The 16160-nt window shown below is 63.3% G+C and carries 15 protein-coding genes; 3 read left to right on the top strand and 12 right to left on the bottom strand.

Annotated elements, in window-relative coordinates:
* The 12 genes from ABS88_RS09420 to ABS88_RS09365 all read right to left on the bottom strand — a co-directional run.
* A partial coding sequence (locus ABS88_RS09420) for an FAD-dependent oxidoreductase (RefSeq protein WP_286749649.1) occupies nucleotides 1-187 on the bottom strand: 187 nt, incomplete at its 3' end.
* Nucleotides 188-200: 13 nt separating this feature from the next.
* Nucleotides 201-1265 (bottom strand): zinc-binding dehydrogenase, encoded by a 1065-nt coding sequence (locus ABS88_RS09415; RefSeq protein ID WP_067108300.1) that lies wholly within the window; start codon nucleotides 1263-1265, stop codon nucleotides 201-203.
* 37 nt (nucleotides 1266-1302) lie between these two features.
* Complete coding sequence (locus ABS88_RS09410; RefSeq protein ID WP_067108298.1) at nucleotides 1303-1596, bottom strand: putative quinol monooxygenase; 294 nt, start codon at nucleotides 1594-1596, stop codon at nucleotides 1303-1305.
* The gene (locus ABS88_RS09405; RefSeq protein ID WP_076074253.1) at nucleotides 1596-2864 is read right to left on the bottom strand and encodes an acyl-CoA dehydrogenase family protein; all 1269 of its coding nucleotides are present in this window, start codon (nucleotides 2862-2864) and stop codon (nucleotides 1596-1598) included. Before ABS88_RS09405 ends, ABS88_RS09410 begins: the two co-directional genes overlap by 1 nt.
* Nucleotides 2865-2932: 68 nt before the next feature.
* On the bottom strand, nucleotides 2933-4033 hold the full coding sequence (locus tag ABS88_RS09400) for a phosphotransferase family protein (protein WP_286749646.1): 1101 nt from the start codon (nucleotides 4031-4033) through the stop codon (nucleotides 2933-2935).
* Nucleotides 4034-4036: 3 nt separating this feature from the next.
* Nucleotides 4037-5584: an acyl-CoA synthetase gene (locus ABS88_RS09395; RefSeq protein ID WP_104959346.1), complete on the bottom strand. Its 1548-nt coding sequence runs from the start codon at nucleotides 5582-5584 to the stop codon at nucleotides 4037-4039.
* 1 nt (nucleotide 5585) lies between these two features.
* Entirely contained in the window at nucleotides 5586-6401 is an 816-nt protein-coding gene (locus tag ABS88_RS09390; RefSeq protein ID WP_076074248.1) for a VOC family protein, read from the bottom strand.
* Nucleotides 6398-7186: an enoyl-CoA hydratase/isomerase family protein gene (locus tag ABS88_RS09385; protein ID WP_067108291.1), complete on the bottom strand. Its 789-nt coding sequence runs from the start codon at nucleotides 7184-7186 to the stop codon at nucleotides 6398-6400. The genes ABS88_RS09390 and ABS88_RS09385 overlap by 4 nt, the downstream gene beginning before the upstream one ends.
* A complete protein-coding gene (locus tag ABS88_RS09380) occupies nucleotides 7183-7995 on the bottom strand; it encodes an enoyl-CoA hydratase-related protein (RefSeq protein WP_076074246.1) in 813 nt (270 codons plus the stop codon). Before ABS88_RS09380 ends, ABS88_RS09385 begins: the two co-directional genes overlap by 4 nt.
* On the bottom strand, nucleotides 7992-9425 hold the full coding sequence (locus tag ABS88_RS09375; RefSeq protein ID WP_076074243.1) for an aldehyde dehydrogenase family protein: 1434 nt from the start codon (nucleotides 9423-9425) through the stop codon (nucleotides 7992-7994). The genes ABS88_RS09380 and ABS88_RS09375 overlap by 4 nt, the downstream gene beginning before the upstream one ends.
* Nucleotides 9418-10545: an NAD(P)-dependent alcohol dehydrogenase gene (locus ABS88_RS09370; RefSeq protein WP_286749645.1), complete on the bottom strand. Its 1128-nt coding sequence runs from the start codon at nucleotides 10543-10545 to the stop codon at nucleotides 9418-9420. Before ABS88_RS09370 ends, ABS88_RS09375 begins: the two co-directional genes overlap by 8 nt.
* Nucleotides 10546-10592: 47 nt before the next feature.
* Complete coding sequence (locus tag ABS88_RS09365) at nucleotides 10593-13007, bottom strand: TonB-dependent receptor (RefSeq protein WP_076074238.1); 2415 nt, start codon at nucleotides 13005-13007, stop codon at nucleotides 10593-10595.
* Nucleotides 13008-13182: 175 nt separating this feature from the next.
* Between ABS88_RS09365 and ABS88_RS09360 the strand changes: the two genes are divergently transcribed.
* The 3 genes from ABS88_RS09360 (at nucleotide 13183) to ABS88_RS09350 (ending at nucleotide 16153) form a co-directional block, all read left to right on the top strand.
* A complete protein-coding gene (locus tag ABS88_RS09360) occupies nucleotides 13183-13842 on the top strand; it encodes a TetR family transcriptional regulator (protein WP_067108281.1) in 660 nt (219 codons plus the stop codon).
* A 104-nt stretch (nucleotides 13843-13946) separates the two neighbouring features.
* Complete coding sequence (locus ABS88_RS09355; RefSeq protein WP_234002566.1) at nucleotides 13947-15305, top strand: cytochrome P450; 1359 nt, start codon at nucleotides 13947-13949, stop codon at nucleotides 15303-15305.
* Between the two features lie 62 nt (nucleotides 15306-15367).
* A complete protein-coding gene (locus ABS88_RS09350) occupies nucleotides 15368-16153 on the top strand; it encodes an SDR family NAD(P)-dependent oxidoreductase (RefSeq protein ID WP_076074236.1) in 786 nt (261 codons plus the stop codon).
* Nucleotides 16154-16160: the final 7 nt, after the last annotated feature.

Below are 16160 nucleotides of genomic sequence, written 5' to 3'. Positions count from 1 at the left end.
GCAGCTGGATGCGCTCGAATTCCTTCTCGCCCGCGAAATATTCCTTCGACAAGGGCGGGCGCTCATAGGGAAGCTCCGGCTCGTCGCCGACAATCGCAATGCTCCCCGCAAACTTCTGCGTCCGCAGCATCACCGCAACCTGCGCACCGCCGTGACCGCCGCCCACAATCAATACCTCAAAATGCATCGATAACGCTCGCTCAAGCGGATATGTGACCCGAAATGTCAGGCGCCGGCACGTCAAAGCTCACGATGATCTTGGCATGTTTCTCGGGATCCGCGAGCGCATCGAAACCAGCTGCGACCCCTTCGGGCGGCACGATTCCGGTCAGGACGGGTGTCACGTCGATCCGACCCTCGGCGATATTGTCGAGCGTGGAGCGGAATTCGCCCGAGGTGTAATTCTGCGCAAAGCAGATATCGATTTCCTTGTTGAAGGCGATCACCTGATCGATCGAGCTCGGTTCCAGGACGTTGCCGACGACGACGACAAATCCGTTACGCGGCAACTCTTCGATGATATGCTGTACGACGCCCGGCCTGCCGACACATTCGAACGCAACCGCGCGCTGCTTCCTGTTGCCGATCCGCGCCCAGACGGACGCCTGCGTCTCGTCAGCAGCATCGACAACGATGTCCGCCCCCATCGCCTCCGCGAAGCGGCGCCGCGCCGGTGAAAAGTCGATGGCGATCACCGGGCCCAGCCCGCGAGCCTTGAGCGCCGCGATCACGGCAAGACCGATGGGACCGCAGCCGACGACCATGATACGGGCATCTTCGGGGACGCGCGCACGCGCCACGGCATGCTCGCCGATCGCGAAGGGTTCGGTCAGCGCGGCGTGATCGGCCGACAATCCGTTGCCGACGGGAAACAGCAGACGTTCCGTCAATACCATCCGCTCTGCAAACCCGCCGGGGAAGCGGTTGGAATAGCCGACATATTCCGCGCCGGCAGGTCCGGTTATATAGGGCAGGCCGACCACCAGCGTCCCCGGCGCGAGCCGCTGGTCCGTGTTCGGACCATGATCCAGTATCTCCCCGCAAAACTCATGCCCGAACACGACATCCGCCCTGGGATCGGTCGGCAGGTGAGAGCCCGAGCGCGTCATCCCATCCAGGAAATTGGCCAGATGATGGCGTGCGTGCAGATCGGTGCCGCAGATCCCGCAGGTGCGGGTCCGCACGAGCACCTGACCTTCACCCGGAGCCGGTTCGGGTTGCTCGGCGACGATGAGTTCGCCGTTTCGGAGGACAACCGCGCGCATCAGCCTTTCCCCGCCGCGGCATAGTGATAATTTGCGATCATAATATGCCTTCCAGTTTCTCGATCGTGACGGGCGTGGCAAGGCATGGGCCAATGAGCCGCGCTCGCGCGCGGATCGTCTCGCGCTTGCCATGCGCCACGGCGGCATCCGCGGACGCATAGATTTCGAGCATGCGGTAGCGGCCGCCCTCGGCGTCGCGCGTCAGGCAATAGAGCAAGGTGTCGGGCTCGTTCGCCCGGACGTCCGCAATCATCGCTTCGATAATCGATCGGAACTCCGCGTCCTTGTCGGGCAGGATATCGAGCGTGACGATCGTCGCGACCTGCGCCATCAGACCTCCCCCACCAGCGCACGCGCCTCCGCTTCCAGCCGCGGGATGTGATAGGCGGGAAACAGGTCCGTCGACGGCACGACGTCGCGCAGAATCTGCCGCGCGACCGTGACCTTGTGCACTTCCGTCGGTCCGTCGGCGAGCCCGAGGACATAGGACATGGCGATCTGGTCCATGAAGGGCATTTCATGGCTCACGCCAAGCGAGCCGTGCAAATGCAGCGCCCGGCTCGCAACATCGTGCAGCACGCGCGGCATTGCCGCTTTCACGGCGGCGATATCCTTCCGCACCATCCGATAGTCCTGATATTTGTCGATCAGCCACGCGGTGCGCAGGACGAGCAGGCGGAACTGCTCGAGTTCGGTCCAGCTATCGGCGATCTTCTCCTGCACGGTCTGTTTTTCGGCGAGCAGACCGTCGCGCGTCCGCCGCGACACGACACGTTCGCACATCATTTCGAACGCCTTGCGCGCCTCGCCGAGCGTCCGCATCGCATGATGGATCCGGCCTCCGCCCAGCCGCGTCTGCGCGACCGCAAACGCCTGTCCGCGCTTCCCGAGCATGTTCCCGGCCGGAACCCTGACGCCATTGAAGCGCAGATAGGCATGCATCGGAACCTTCTCGCCGACATGGCCGACGTCACGGACGATCTCCAGGCCGGGCGTTCCCGCAGGAATGATGAACATCGACATCCGCTCGTGGCGCGGTGCGTCGGGATCGGTGACCGCCATGACGATGAAGAAGGCGGCGCAGCTTGCGTTCGAGGCGAACCATTTTTCGCCGTCGATTACCCATTCACCGTCCGTTTCGACCGCTTTCGTCGTGAACAGCGTCGGATCGGCGCCCCCCTGCGGCTCGGTGATCGAGAAGCAGGAGACGATCTCATTCTCGAGGAGCGGTTTCAGGAAGCGGTCCTTCTGCTCGGGTGTGCCGTAATGCGCGAGGATTTCCGCGTTGCCGGTGTCCGGAGCCTGGCATCCGAAGACTACCGATCCGAATTTCGACCGGCCCAATATCTCGTTCATCAGCGCGAGCTTGACCTGCCCGAAACCCTTGCCGCCGAGTTCGGGCCCCAGGTGGCAGGCCCACAGTCCGCGATCCCTCACCTGCTGTTGCAGCGGACGGACCAACCTGATGTTTCGCGGGTTGGTCACATCATAGGGATTGTCGAGTACATGGTCGAGCGGCTCCACCTTTTCGCGCAAGAACGCCGCCATCCAGTCGAGTTCCGCCTGAAAATCAGGATCGGTTTCAAAGTCCCAGCCCAAATCTACCTCCATGTTACATATATGAGTAAGTAAATATATCGTGAGTTTTGCCCTTCGGCGGCCTTTGCTCAATCGATAGTGGAAAGCGGAGGGTTACCCGCGATCAGTTTCGATGCGCGATCGAAAAGGAAAGCCGCCTGCGCATGAAGGCGATCGCCAATGGCAGGATCGGCTTTGCCCGCAAACGACCGCGCATGCGTTCCCTCGACCAATATTCCGAGCCGGAAACATCCAAGCACCGCGTACCAGCGGATGTGCGACAGATCGCGTGGACTGTTGCGTCCATAATGCTCGACCAGTTCCTGGGCCGTTGGAAAACCGATCCACGGATGCGCGCCGACCGTGCCCGGAACCGGGCCTTCGGCACCGGGCCAGGTCGCCACCACCCAGCCGAGATCGACCAGCGGATCTCCAATGCTCGCGAGTTCCCAATCGACGATGGCCGCCAGTTCGGGGCCATCGGGGCGAAACATGACGTTGGAGAGATGATAGTCGCCATGCACGATGCCAGGCGTGAAACCCTCCGGCTTGTGGGCCGTGAGCCAGTCGGCGACCGTCTGGACGCCCGGCAGACCGCTCGCACCCGGCCATCCTTCATACTGCCGATAGTCGTCGAGTTGCTTCAGCCAGCGCGGCACCTGGCGATCGAGATAGCCGTCGATCCGACCGATATCGCCGAGGCCCACCGCAAAGGGATCGATACGGCCGAGCGCCACGATGCCGTCGATGAGCGCGAAGCCCATCGCGCGCTGGATGCGCGCGCTTTCGGCATGAAGGGGCGGCAGACGGTCATGCGCGTTGAAGCCGTCGATCCGCTTCATCACGAAAAAGGATGCGCCCAGCACGTCGTGATCGGGGCAATCGGCGACGATCGGCGGGTGCGGAACATCGCTGCCGCGCAACGCGGTCAGAAAGCGCGCCTCGCGCCGGATCGTGGCATTTCCGTCATATTGGGGAAACAACGGCGGTCGGCGAAGAACATAACGCTCGCCCTCGCGGTCGAACGCCAGCAGGATATTCTGGGTTCCCCCCGCCAGAGGCACGACATTTTCCAGCGGCCCCGATCCGACGCCGGCATCGTCGAGCCATTGTTCCAGACGCGCAAGATCCACCAGACGGCTCGCGTCCCGATCGGCTCCGGCATGGCTGAGAAAAGAGTCCGACATCATCTGCTACGTCCCTGCCGTCGCCGCCTGGTCGGCGCGTTGCCGATATTCGTCGCGAAGCAGGCGCTTGTAGAGTTTTCCGGTAGGCTGGCGCGGCAGTTCGTCCCGAAAATCGATTTGCCGCGGCACCTTGAGCCCACTGAGGCTCGCGCGGCAAAACAGCTTCAGTTCCTCAGCGAGCGCTTCGCCGCCGTCGGCGGGATCGAGCGGCTGCACCACCGCGACCACGCGCTCCCCCATATCTTCGTCGGGTGCGCCGATCACCGCCGCATCCGCCACCTTCGGGTGCGTGACGAGCAGATTCTCGATCTCCTGCGGATAGATGTTCACGCCCCCCGAAATGATGGTGAAGCTTTTGCGGTCGGTCAGGAAAAGATAGCCGTCTTCGTCGAGCCGCCCGATGTCGCCGAGCGTCTTCCAGCCCAGCCTGTTGCGGCTTGCCGCCGTTTTTTCCGGATCGAGATGATATTCGAAATCGTTGCCGCCCGCGAAATAGACAAGTCCTTCTTTGCCTGCTGGCAGTGGTTCGCCTTCATCGTTGCAGATATGGACCTCACAGAGCCGCGCGCGGCCGACCGAGCCTTTCTTCACAAGCCATTCCTCGGTCGACAAATGGGTCGTTCCACAGGATTCGGTGCCGCCATAATATTCGTGGATGATCGGCCCCCACCACGCGATCATCGCTTCCTTGACCGGAACCGGGCAGGGCGCCGCGGCGTGAATGGCCGTGACCATCGACGACATATCGTATCGCGCCCGAACAGCTTCCGGCAGCTTCAGCATCCGCGAGAAATGGGTCGGCACCCATTGCGAATGCGTCACGCGATAGCGGTCGATCAATTCGAGCGCCCGCTCCTCGTCGAAACGCTCCATCAGGATCACCGTGCCGCCCAGACGATGGACGATCGTCGACCAGGACAGCGGCGCGGCATGATAGAGCGGGGCCGGCGACAGATAGACCATGTCGCGCGAACCGCCGTAGAGCGTGAGCATCAATTCGACGAGGTAATTGGGCTCGTCGATCGGGCCGGTCGGCAAGGGATGCTTGACGCCCTTCGGCTGTCCCGTCGTTCCCGACGAATAGAGCATCAGCGCGCCCGGCGATTCGTCGGCCACCGGCTCCGAAGGCATCGCCGCGACGGCATCTTCCCACGACCGAAAGGGCGACTCGATCCCGCCGGCCATATAGAGCGCGATGTCCGCCAGCCGATCGGCCAGCGGAAGCGCGACCGCCTTCAGCGCCGCGGACGTGACCAGAAGCTTTGCCCCGGCATTGCGAACGATATATTCGGCCTCGCCCGCCGTCAGCCTGGTCGAAATCCCGGTAAGATAGAGACCCGCACGCTGCGCCGCCCAGAAGATGGGATAATAATGCACGCTGTTTTCCATCAGCAGCGCGACATTGTCGCCGCGGCGAAGGCCGTGGCGGCGGAAAAGATGCGCTGCACGGTTGGCTGCCGCTTCCAGTTCGGCATAGCTCACCGCCTCGCCCGAACCGGCCATGATATAGGCGGGCTTGTCGGGCGTCGCGCGGGCATGAACGAACGGATGCATGTCAGCCCAACTCCCCGATCATCGGCACAGGCAGGAAACGCGCGCCGCAAATCAGGACGGCACCGTCCTCGACCGGCAGCCCGCGGCTTCGGGCACGCTCGATCGCGAGGCCCGGCTCGCGCATCGCAAGCGCGGTATAGGCGATACCCCGTCCATGCCGGTCGGTCGGGGTCACGAAACGAATCTCGGCACCGCGCAGCAACTCGATCCGCGGCGGCTCGTCACGGAGCGGCGCCGCGAGGACATGCGACCAGCGGCCCGCCGTGTCGACGGGATCGGCCGACTGGATCGCGACGGCGGCGATACCCTGAACGTCCGCGGTGCGCGCCGCAGGCCAGTTCGCGCCGCCCGCCGGATACCAGTGGCTATCGGCATCGCGCCAGTCCGGAGCGATCGGCGTGGAATCGATCGACGCCAATATGCCCCCGAACTCGCGCGGATGGATATGCGAACATTGGTGGTCCTCGACATCCATGACATCGACGATCTCGACCCCCGCCGCTTGAAGACGCGCGCGATGCGCCAGCGCGTCGGCCGCCTGCACGATGACCATATAGCCGCCATCTTCACCGCGTTTCGCCAGATAGCGGCCGGCCGAGGTGTTCGACTGAACGGGCTGGACCACCTCGATGAAATCGGAGCCCGCCGGCATCACGATATTCTTGAGGCCATAGTGGATGATCTCGGGGTCCCGGAAGGCGATTTTCAGTCCAAACACGGCTTCGAAATCGTCCGCCACCGGCTCGAGATCGGTCGACGCGAAGGCGACCTGTCGCAGCCGATAGTCCGCGCGGCCATTGTCGGCGACCGGCGTCATCGTCCCTGAAACCTGCCGGGGCGCTTCTCGGCAAAGGCGGCGAAAGCCTCCGCCCTGTCTTCGCTGTCGAACAGTTCCAGATGGCGCTCCGTCTCCAGCGCGACATAATCCGCGAAATCCATTCTCTCGGCGGCGAGATAATTGGCCTTCAATCCCCGGAGCGCCAGCGGCGCCATTCCGCAGAGCCGTGCAAGGAGAGCTTCGACTTCGGCCTCGAAAACTTCGTCGGGGAAGAGCCTGGCCAGCAGTCCGATCGCATGGGCCTCTGCGGCGTCGAACTTGCGCGGCAGAAAGGACAGATCGCGCGCGCGCGCCGCGCCGATCAGTCGGGGAAGCGACCAGGGAACGCCCATGTCGCCCGCAACCCCGACATCGAGGAACGCCGTGTTGAAACGAGCGCTGCGGTCGGCGACGCGAATATCGCACGCACACGCATATCCGAACCCCGCCCCGGCGCATCCGCCCCGGATCGCGGCGACCGTGACGGCGGGCATTTCATGGAGCAGAATGCTCGATCGGAAATCTTCGGGCCTGGCATCATCATGCCCCGCCTGAACATCGGGATCGCCATGATAAGCCTTCACATCGGCACCCGGACAGAAATCCTTGCCGTTGCCGCGGATCAGCAAAACCCGGATCGAAGCGTCCCGAGATGTCCGCTCAACCGCGTCGGCGAATTCGGCGGAGGTTTCGTCGGTCAGGCTGTTGCGGGCATGGGGCCGATTGAATTGTATCTGCGCGACCGCATCCCGGCGATCGAAGAGGATCGTGCGATAATCGCTCATGGCAACCGCACCTCCAGCGACCCGAAACGCGGCTCGCGGCGTTCGACGAAACTGCGCGCGCCCTCTTCGGCGTCGGAATGGGCGAGTGCTTCGTTCATCTGCCATTCGCACTCGATCGAGGCCTCGCGCAGGGCGGCCGACCAATGGGCATAGACCTGCCGCTTGATGACCGCCATCGCGCGCGGAGATACGCTGGCGGCGAGTTCCTCCACATAAGCCGCAACATCGTCGAGCAGCGCTTCGGGGTTGGAGATACGATCGGCGAGCCCGATCGCCAGCGCTTCGCGAGCGCCCACCTTGCGCGAGCTCCACAGCAGGTCGAGCGCGCGGCTGGTGCCGATCTGGCGAGGCAATATCCAGCTCATCGCATGTTCGGCGATCAGGCCGCGCCGCGAAAAGATCGTCGCCAGATAGGCATCGTCGGCGACGACGCGCATGTCGCACATCATGGCGAGCACGAAACCGCCACCGGCTGCCACTCCGTTGACCGCTGCGATTACCGGCTTGGGAACGCGCAGCAGGAAACTGAACAGCGCCGGAAGGTCGCCATCGCGGATATGATCGCGGCCCTCGCTCTCACGCCCCTCGGTCACGCTCTGTTCGAGGAGGCTCACGTCGATTCCGGCGCAGAAAGCACGCCCCGTTCCGGTGACGACGATCGCGGTAATCGCACTGTCCCGTACCGCCTCGTCGATCCGATCCCGAAAGGCCGCCAGCATGTCATAGGTGAAGGCATTCAGCTTGTCGGGCCGGTTCAGGCGGACGATCGCCACCCTGCCCTTCACCTCATAACGGATATCGTCGCTCACGCTCCGCGCCCGCCGGCCTTGCGCAGGACGATCGTCTGCGGATTGGTATATTCAAGCATGCCGTCGATGCCATTTTCGACCCCCATGCCCGACTGCTTATGTCCGCCGAAGGAAGCGAAAGGCGTCACATGGAGCACCTCGTTGATCCAGACCGTCCCGGTCTCTAGCCGCCCTGCAATGGCGAGCGCGGCTTGCTCGTCCTTCGACCAGACCGATCCCGCCAGACCATAGTCCGACGCATTGGCACGCGCGACGGCTTCGTCGACCGAGTCGAATTTCATCAGCGGCAGAACGGGACCGAACTGCTCTTCCGCGACGATCCGGGCGTCATCCGGCGGATTGTCGACGAAGGTGATCGGAACGAAGTAGCCGGGCCCGTCCGGCACTTCGCCCGCCGTGCGCAGCGCATAGCCTTGCTGCCGGGCGTCTTCTATCAGATCGACGACCCGCCGATATTGCAGCCGGTTCTGGATCGGCCCGAGGTCGACGCCCTGATGCGCGCCGTTCCCGACCTTCACCGTCGCGGCATAGGCGGTCAAGGCGTCGAGCAGTTCGTCATAGATATCCGCATGGATATAGACGCGCTTGGTCGCGATGCAGATTTGCCCGGCGTTGAAGAAAGCCGCCCAGAACAGCTTCTCGGCGGTGTCGCGGACATCGACATCGGGCAGGACGATCGCGGCATCGTTGCCGCCAAGCTCAAGCGTCACACGTTTCAGCGTGGCGGCCGCCGACGCCATCACCTTGCGGCCTGTCTGGGTCGAGCCCGTAAAGCTGATCTTGTCGATACCCGGATGCGCGGTCATCCACGGGCCCAGTTCGTCCTGCCCCGTCACGATGTTGAGCACGCCCGGCGGCAGTACCGCCTGCAACGCCTCACCGATGCGAAGCGTCGTCAGCGGCGTGAAGGGCGACGGTTTCAGCACCATCGTGTTCCCGGCGACCAGTGCCGGTGCGACCTTCCACATCGCCAGCGCGATCGGGAAGTTCCACGGCGCGATTCCGCCGACTACGCCGATCGGCACGAAATGCGTTTCGGACCGTCGTTCCGCGTCATCCTCGTTGACGATCAACGGCGGCGACAGCGTCGACACCGCTTCGCACCAACGCGCGCCGTCGAGCAGATCGGCCTCTGCGGCCGCGTGCGGCTTGCCCTGTTCGGCCGTGAGGAGGTATTTCAGGTCGCCCGCCAGCTCGCGGATCACCTCGCCGATCCTCGCCACCAGCCGCTGCCGTTCGGCAAGCGGCGTCGCCCGCCAAGCCGGAAACGCCCCCCGCGCCGCCTCGACCGCTTCGTCGAGTTGAGCGCGGCTGCAATCGGGTGCGCGGCCGACGACCTCCTCGGTCGCGGGATTGAGGACATCGAACCATGCGGTGCCGGCAACCGGACGGCCGCCGATGGTCATGGCGAAAGCGCCCGGTTCAGTCATTGGCTTCCCCCTTGCCGTGATCGGGAATGAGGACCGCCTTGATGCAGCGCCCCGCATGCTGGTCTTCGATCGCGCGGTTGATGTCCGCCAGCGGATAGGTCGTCACCAGCCGGTCGTATGGAAAGCGCCCGGCCTTGTAGTGCGCGATCAGTTCGGGAATGAAGACGTCGGGATCGCTGTCGCCTTCGATGATACCCTGGACATGATGGCCCGCCAGGATAAAGCTGTTGACGTCCAGTGTGATCGTCGTGTCCGCCGCCTGCGCCGAGACCATGCCGAAATGACCGCGCACGGCGAGCGATGCCAGCACGGCGGCGAACGAGTCCGGCCGGCCGGTGGTATCGAAGGCATAATCGACCCCATCGGGAAGGATATCCCGCACCGCAGCCGCCACGTCGTTGCCGATCGGATCGATCGCATGCGTCGCGCCGAGTTCGAGCGCGAGATCGCGGCGCGCGGCATGCGGCTCGACCACGATGATCGTGCCGCACCGCTGCACCGCGCCACCCATCACCGCCGCCAGCCCCACCGATCCCCCGCCGACGACGAGCAGCGACGAGCCCGCGGGGCAGGCAAGCGAACGCATCACGCCCCCCGCCCCGGTCTGGATACCGCAGCCGAGCGGCCCCAGCAGTTCAAGCGGAACCTCGTCGTCGTCGATACGCACGACATTGCTTTCATAGGCGAGCGCATATTCGGCAAAGGAGGATTGGCCGAAGAAGTTGGACGAGATCGGCTGACCGTCGAGCCGCACCGCCTTGCTGCCGTCGGGACGCGCGCCGCTCATGTTGAGACCGCCGAAATGCTGGCAATAACTCGGCATGTGATCGGCGCAACTGCGGCACGCCCCGCACGAACGGAAGCTGAGGGCAACGCGGTCGCCGGGCCCCACTTTCGTCACGGCGGACCCGACCTTGACCACTTCGCCCGCGCCCTCGTGCCCCAGCACCGCTGGCGATCCGACCGGGATGAACTGGTCGCGGGCGATGAGGTCGGTGTGGCACAGGCCGACGCCCGCAATGCGGACGAGAATCTCGTCGGCGCGCGGTTCGTCCAGTTCGACCTCGCTCCAGCCGAATTCGGCAACATCCTCACGCGCGATCGCAGCCTTGCACTTCATCGGTCATACCTCTTCATGATTGCGGCACCTGCCTCGATCTGGGCCGGTCACCGGAATTTTGTCGAGAAGGAAATGCCGAAGGTGCGCGGCATTCCGGTGAAGCGGATATAGCTGTCCTGTTCGCTGTCGGTGTTGGTCCAATAATATTTGTCGAGCAGATTCTTGCCCCACAGCGACACCTTCCAGTCGCTGTCGTTGCCGAAGAGGAAAATCGACGCATCGACGAGCGCGCGCGCGTTGATCGCGAGCAACGGATTCGATTCGAGTTGCCCCTTCGAACCCGACTGATAGTTCACGCCGACCGAGAAGCCCGCGCCCAGCGCATCGGATACGGGCGTCTCATAGTCGACCGAGGCCGTACCCATCCATTTGGGCGAGAGCTGGAAGGCTTCGCCGTCGAAATTGGCGGGTGTTCCGGCCAGCGTGAAGGCCGTGAAATCCTTGACCTCGGTATGCAGATAATTGCCAGAGAGGCGGAAGGTCAGTCCTTCGGCCACCCGCCCGGTCAGATCGGCTTCGAAGCCATAGACGACCGATTTCGGGATATTGACCAGCCGCTGCAAGGTCCCGAACACCGGGTCGAAGACACGCGCCGAAAGCTGCTTGTCGCGATAGTCGTAATAATAGCCGGCCATGTTGAGCTGCAGCTTGCGATCGGCGAGCGAAAGCTTGGTGCCGACTTCATAGGCGAGCACCTCTTCCTGCTTCGCGGGAAGCAGTTGCTGCTCGACATTGGCGGAGCTGAACGGGAACGCCCCCGCCTTGTAGCCGCGCGAGAAAGACGCGTAGAACAGAGTGCCCGGCTGCGGCGTCCAGTTGAGCGTGCCCTTGAAGGAGAAATTATCCTCGTTCAGCGGAATGGTGACCAGTCCCGACGATCCGCTGAAATCATCCTTGTAGGTCAGGCATTGGTCCGGCTGCAGATTGACATTGGTCCCCGTGATCGCTGCAAGCGCGGTGTTCCAGATGGGCGCCGTATTGCCCATGAAATCGGCCGAGCATCCTTCGAACCGCTGCTTTTCCTTCGTGTAGCGCGCGCCGACGATCAGCTTGAACTGGTCGCTCAGTTCCAGATCGACATTGCCGAAGACGCCGAAGGTCTTGTCGCGGATCGCGATGAGCGCCCGATAGGCACGGAAACCGCCCGCGATCTCGTCGGGCGTATAGCTGCTGGGCACGCTGGCGGCCACGGAGCGCAGCAAGCCGATGATCGACATGTCGGTGTCGAACCCGACCAGCTCGTCCTGGACCTTGTCCACGCCATAATAGGCGCCGACGAGCCAGGTCGCGGGGCCGTCCTGTCCGGTTATCCGGAACTCCTGCGAGAAGGAATTGATCTTGCCGATGGCATAGCGGCCGGCCGTTTCGAGCTGGGTGCCGCCCTTGTCGGTCATCTGCTCGCGATCGACATGGTTGAAGCCGGTCAAAGAGATGAACTGGTGATTGTCGTCGAGATCGAATTCGGCGCGGCCCGACAAGGCCTGGAAATTCGCGCTGACGCGGTAAGGCGGGCGCTCATATCCGTTGGCAAACGGGCCGGGATAGTCGAGCGGCGTCCAGTCGGCATCGCGGTTCGACTTGCCCGTGATCACGGACGCCGACCCCAGCGGGTTGCCGAACGCGGGCTGCTGCGGGTCATAGGCGATCGCCTGTGGGGCCTGCGTATCCGATCGGTCGCGCCAGAAGCTGCCGGTCAGCGTGAGCTTCACGCCACCCCCGTCCCACGCCAGAATCGCTCGCCCCGCCTGCTGCGCGGCCTTGCCGAGTTCATCGTCGCGGGTGACGCTGCGCTGCCATTCATCGGCCCGGCCATTAACGCGAAGCGCCAAGCGCGCGCTCAGCCCCTCGGCAAGCGGCCCGGTGACATAGGCGGTCGCGTCATAGGCCAGGAAATTGCCCGCCTCGACCGCCACGCCCGCTTCGAACGTGTCGCTCGGCTTCGCCGGCACAAAATTGACGAGCCCGCCCGTCGTGTTGCGGCCATAGAGCGTCCCCTGCGGCCCCTTCAGAACCTCGACCCGCTCCATGTCGAAGAGGATATTGGTGCTCATGTACGGATAGGCGTAGGCAACCTCGTCGACATAGATGCCGACCGGCGATGTCGCCGACATGGAGTCGGTGTTGAAGCCGATGCCGCGGATCGTATAGATCGGCGTGCCGCCCGCCGACTTGGCCTCGGTGAAACCGGGGACCACGCGCGTCAGGTCCGCGACATCGCGGATATTCATGTCGCGCAACTGATCACCCGACAGCGCCGTGATCGAGATGGGGACCTTGTTGACCGACTCCTCGCGGCGCTGCGCCGTCACGATGATTTCGCCGACGCCCGGCGCACCGCCCGACGCGCTCTCCTTCTGCGCTGCCGCGTCCTGCGCGTGGGCGGCACCCCCGGCTGACATCGCCGCAATGGCGACCAACGATACGGCGGCGGCCCTGGACCATCCCGAAAAACGCGTGTTCATCTCCCAACCCTCCCATTTGCCTTATCGCATCGATATCCCGACTCGGGTTCGACATTAATAACTTACTTGTGTATGTAAAAATGATTGTCAAGACAACTTGAGTCGAGTTAGGCAAAATGCCAGACAGGATGGAGCAAGCTCACTTGCACGGGCAAAGCATGGGGATTTTGACGGGATGGCCGATCTGGCAATGAAGAAAACGACGCGCGCCACGCGCGCAAAAGGGGCGCAAAGCTCGCCCGAAGCCCTGCTCGACGCGCTGCATTCGCTGATGATCGAACGCCGCGGGCTCGATGTGGCGATCGCCGACATCTCCGAACGCTCCGGCCTCAATACGGGACTCGTGCGCTATTATTTCAAGAGCAAGAACGGCATGCTCGTCGCGCTGCTGGACCGCATCGTGAACCTGCCCATCCGTAACCTGCGGGCGCTGATCGACGCGCCGATTACGCCATGGGAAAAGCTCAAGCGGCATCTGAGCGGCCTGATCAACACCCATTACCGCTATCCCTATATGAACGAGCTGGTCGCCTATCTGATCAACGGGACCGACGAAGAGATCGCGAAACACGTCTACACCAGCAGCGTCGAACCACTCCTGATCGCCCAGCGCGCGATCATCCAGCAAGGCGTCGAATCCGGCGAGTTTCGCGACGTCGACCCGACATTCAGCTATTTCACGCTCACGGGCGCTTGCGACTATATGTTCACGGCTTCCTATGTGCATCGCCTGGGCCTTCACGCCTCCGAAGTGAGCGACGAAATGCGCCAGCGCTACACCGAACATGTCCTGAATTTCGTGCGCGCCGGGCTGCAGGCCGACGTCGCCGGATAGCAATCCGGAAACCTCGCTTAAAATCTGCGGAAACTTCGCATAGCCTATTGTTACTTACACGTGTAAGGTGTAAAGGATAGGCGGCGCCGCAAAAGAGATTCGCCATGACGGAACGAGGCGGCGCCAATCGTCACGACAGGAAAAGGAGTTGGGAGATGTCGGCGCAAAATCTGGTCACGCAGCCCCAAGAGCAAGGCAATGCGCCGCAATTGCCGGCAGACATGGCGAGCCGGTTGACCGACCCCGCTGTCTGGGCGGACGAGGCGGGCTTGCACGAGCTGCTGGCGACGATCCGCGCGCAATATCCGCTCGCCATTGCGGACGTCCCTGGTTTTCGTCCCTTCTGGGTCGTCTCCAAATATCAGGACATCATGGAGATCAGCCGGCAGAACAGCCTTTTTCACAGCGGCGACCTGTCCGCCGTTCTGATGCCCGAAGAGGAGTATCAAAAGCTCGCGGGAGGCGGCGAAGACGCCGAGAAGGTCCACCGTAGCATCGTCTATATGGACCCGCCCGAACACGGCCGGTATCGAATGCTCACCCAGGCATGGTTCCAGCCGGGCAGCGTCAGGAAGCGCGAAGAAGAGATTCGCGCCATCGCGAAAAAGACCGTCGAACGCATGCGGGCCGCCGGCGGGACATGCGATTTCGTCTCCGACATCGCCGTGCATTATCCGCTCGAGGTGATCATGAACATCCTCGGCATCCCGGACGAGCATTATTCCCGCGTGCTTCGTCTCACGCAGGAGGTCTTCTCGGTCGCCGATGAGGAACTGGGGCGCGAAGGCGACGATACCTTCTCCCTCGGATCGGACAATGTCTTCCGGGATTTCAATGCCTTCCTTCGCCCCTTCCACGAGGATCGCAAAGTCAATCCGCGCGACGACGTCCTGTCGATCATCGCCAATGCGCAGATCGATGGACAGCCGGTCCCCGAGATCGAGGCCCTGAGCTATTACGTCACGGTGGCGACGGCCGGCCACGACACCACCTCGTCGACTTCGGCCACGGCGCTCTGGGCCCTGTCGCGGTCGCCCGAGCTGTTCCGCGAACTCAAGGAAGATCCGTCGCGCATTCCGGCGCTGATCGACGAAGCGTTGCGATGGACGACGCCGGTCCGCCATTTCATGCGCAGCGCCACCGAGGATTATGAATTGCGCGGACAGCTGATCCGCAAGGGCGACTGGCTGATGCTCTGCTATCCTTCGGGCAATCGGGACGAGGAGATTTTCGAAAATCCGCAGCAGTTCCAGCCCGGCCGGTCGCCGAACAAGCATGTCGCCTTCGGCTATGGTGCCCACGTCTGCCTCGGCCAGCATCTGGCAAAGCTGGAAATCCGCATTCTGCTCGAAGAACTGCTTGCGAATCTCGACGCGATCGAGCCCGCCGCCCCCCCCAAATATACCAAAGCCATTTTCGTGGGCGGCCTGAAATCATTGCCGATCCGCTACCAGACGGCCTGACCGGCCCTCCGCGCAAGGCGATTGCCTTTTTCCGACATGCGAAACGGGAGTGACTTTCGGACATGAACGCTACATTTGATTTCACCGGCAAGGTGGTCGTCGTGACGGGCGGCAGTCGCGGGCTCGGCCTCGCGATGGTAGAGGGATTCGCCAAGGCGGGCGCGACGGTGGCGATCGCGAGCCGCAAGCTCGACGCCTGCGAAGAGGTCGCCCGATCGATCAGGGATCGCGGAGGAAAAGCCTCGGCTCACCAGATGCATGCCGGACGCTGGGAAGACTGCGACCGCCTGTTCGAAGAGGTGAAGCGCGAATGGGGCGGGGCCGACATATTGATCAACAACGCCGGCATGTCGCCGATCGCGCCCTCCTCGGTCGAGACGAGCGAAGAGCTGTTCGACAAGATCATATCGGTCAACATGAAAGGGCCCTTTCGACTTTGCAGCCTGTTCGGGGCGGACATGGTCAGGCGCGGCGGGGGGTGCATCATCAACATCTCGTCGACCGGTTCGCTGCGTCCCGAGTTCGGCGCCGCACCTTATGATGCCGCAAAATCGGGCGTGAATATCTTCACGACCACCTTCGCGCAGGAATATGGCCCCACAGTGCGCGTCAACGCCATCGCGCCCGGTCCGTTTCACACCGACGTGAGCAAGGCCTGGTCGCGTTCCGAAGCCTTTACCCGCCACGCGAAAAAGTCGATCCCGCTCGGCCGCGCGGGCGATCCGCCCGAGATCGTCGGCGCCGCGCTCTACCTCGCCAGCGATATCGCCACCTACACCAGCGGCGCGATGATCGTCGTCGATGGCGGCCAGTCGGTGGGCATGATGCCCGGTGCATTCTCCGACTGATCTTTCG

This window comes from Sphingopyxis sp. SCN 67-31 (assembly GCF_001725095.1).
The sequence above is the reverse complement of the archived record's forward strand: the minus strand, read 5'-3'. Positions and strand labels throughout refer to the sequence as shown.

Excerpts from the sequence above, each read along its gene's own strand:
- ABS88_RS09385 (WP_067108291.1), bottom strand. The coding sequence starts at position 7,186 with ATGAGCGATTATCGCACGATCCTCTTCGATCGCCGGGATGCGGTCGCG.
- ABS88_RS09370 (WP_286749645.1), bottom strand. The coding sequence starts at position 10,545 with ATGAAGTGCAAGGCTGCGATCGCGCGTGAGGATGTTGCCGAATTCGGC.
- ABS88_RS09360 (WP_067108281.1), top strand. The coding sequence starts at position 13,183 with ATGGCCGATCTGGCAATGAAGAAAACGACGCGCGCCACGCGCGCAAAA.
- ABS88_RS09415 (WP_067108300.1), bottom strand. The coding sequence starts at position 1,265 with ATGCGCGCGGTTGTCCTCCGAAACGGCGAACTCATCGTCGCCGAGCAA.
- ABS88_RS09400 (WP_286749646.1), bottom strand. The coding sequence starts at position 4,033 with ATGATGTCGGACTCTTTTCTCAGCCATGCCGGAGCCGATCGGGACGCG.
- ABS88_RS09350 (WP_076074236.1), top strand. The coding sequence starts at position 15,368 with ATGAACGCTACATTTGATTTCACCGGCAAGGTGGTCGTCGTGACGGGC.
- ABS88_RS09355 (WP_234002566.1), top strand. The coding sequence starts at position 13,947 with ATGACGGAACGAGGCGGCGCCAATCGTCACGACAGGAAAAGGAGTTGG.
- ABS88_RS09395 (WP_104959346.1), bottom strand. The coding sequence starts at position 5,584 with ATGCATCCGTTCGTTCATGCCCGCGCGACGCCCGACAAGCCCGCCTAT.
- ABS88_RS09375 (WP_076074243.1), bottom strand. The coding sequence starts at position 9,425 with ATGACTGAACCGGGCGCTTTCGCCATGACCATCGGCGGCCGTCCGGTT.
- ABS88_RS09410 (WP_067108298.1), bottom strand. The coding sequence starts at position 1,596 with ATGGCGCAGGTCGCGACGATCGTCACGCTCGATATCCTGCCCGACAAG.
- ABS88_RS09390 (WP_076074248.1), bottom strand. The coding sequence starts at position 6,401 with ATGACGCCGGTCGCCGACAATGGCCGCGCGGACTATCGGCTGCGACAG.
- ABS88_RS09365 (WP_076074238.1), bottom strand. The coding sequence starts at position 13,007 with ATGAACACGCGTTTTTCGGGATGGTCCAGGGCCGCCGCCGTATCGTTG.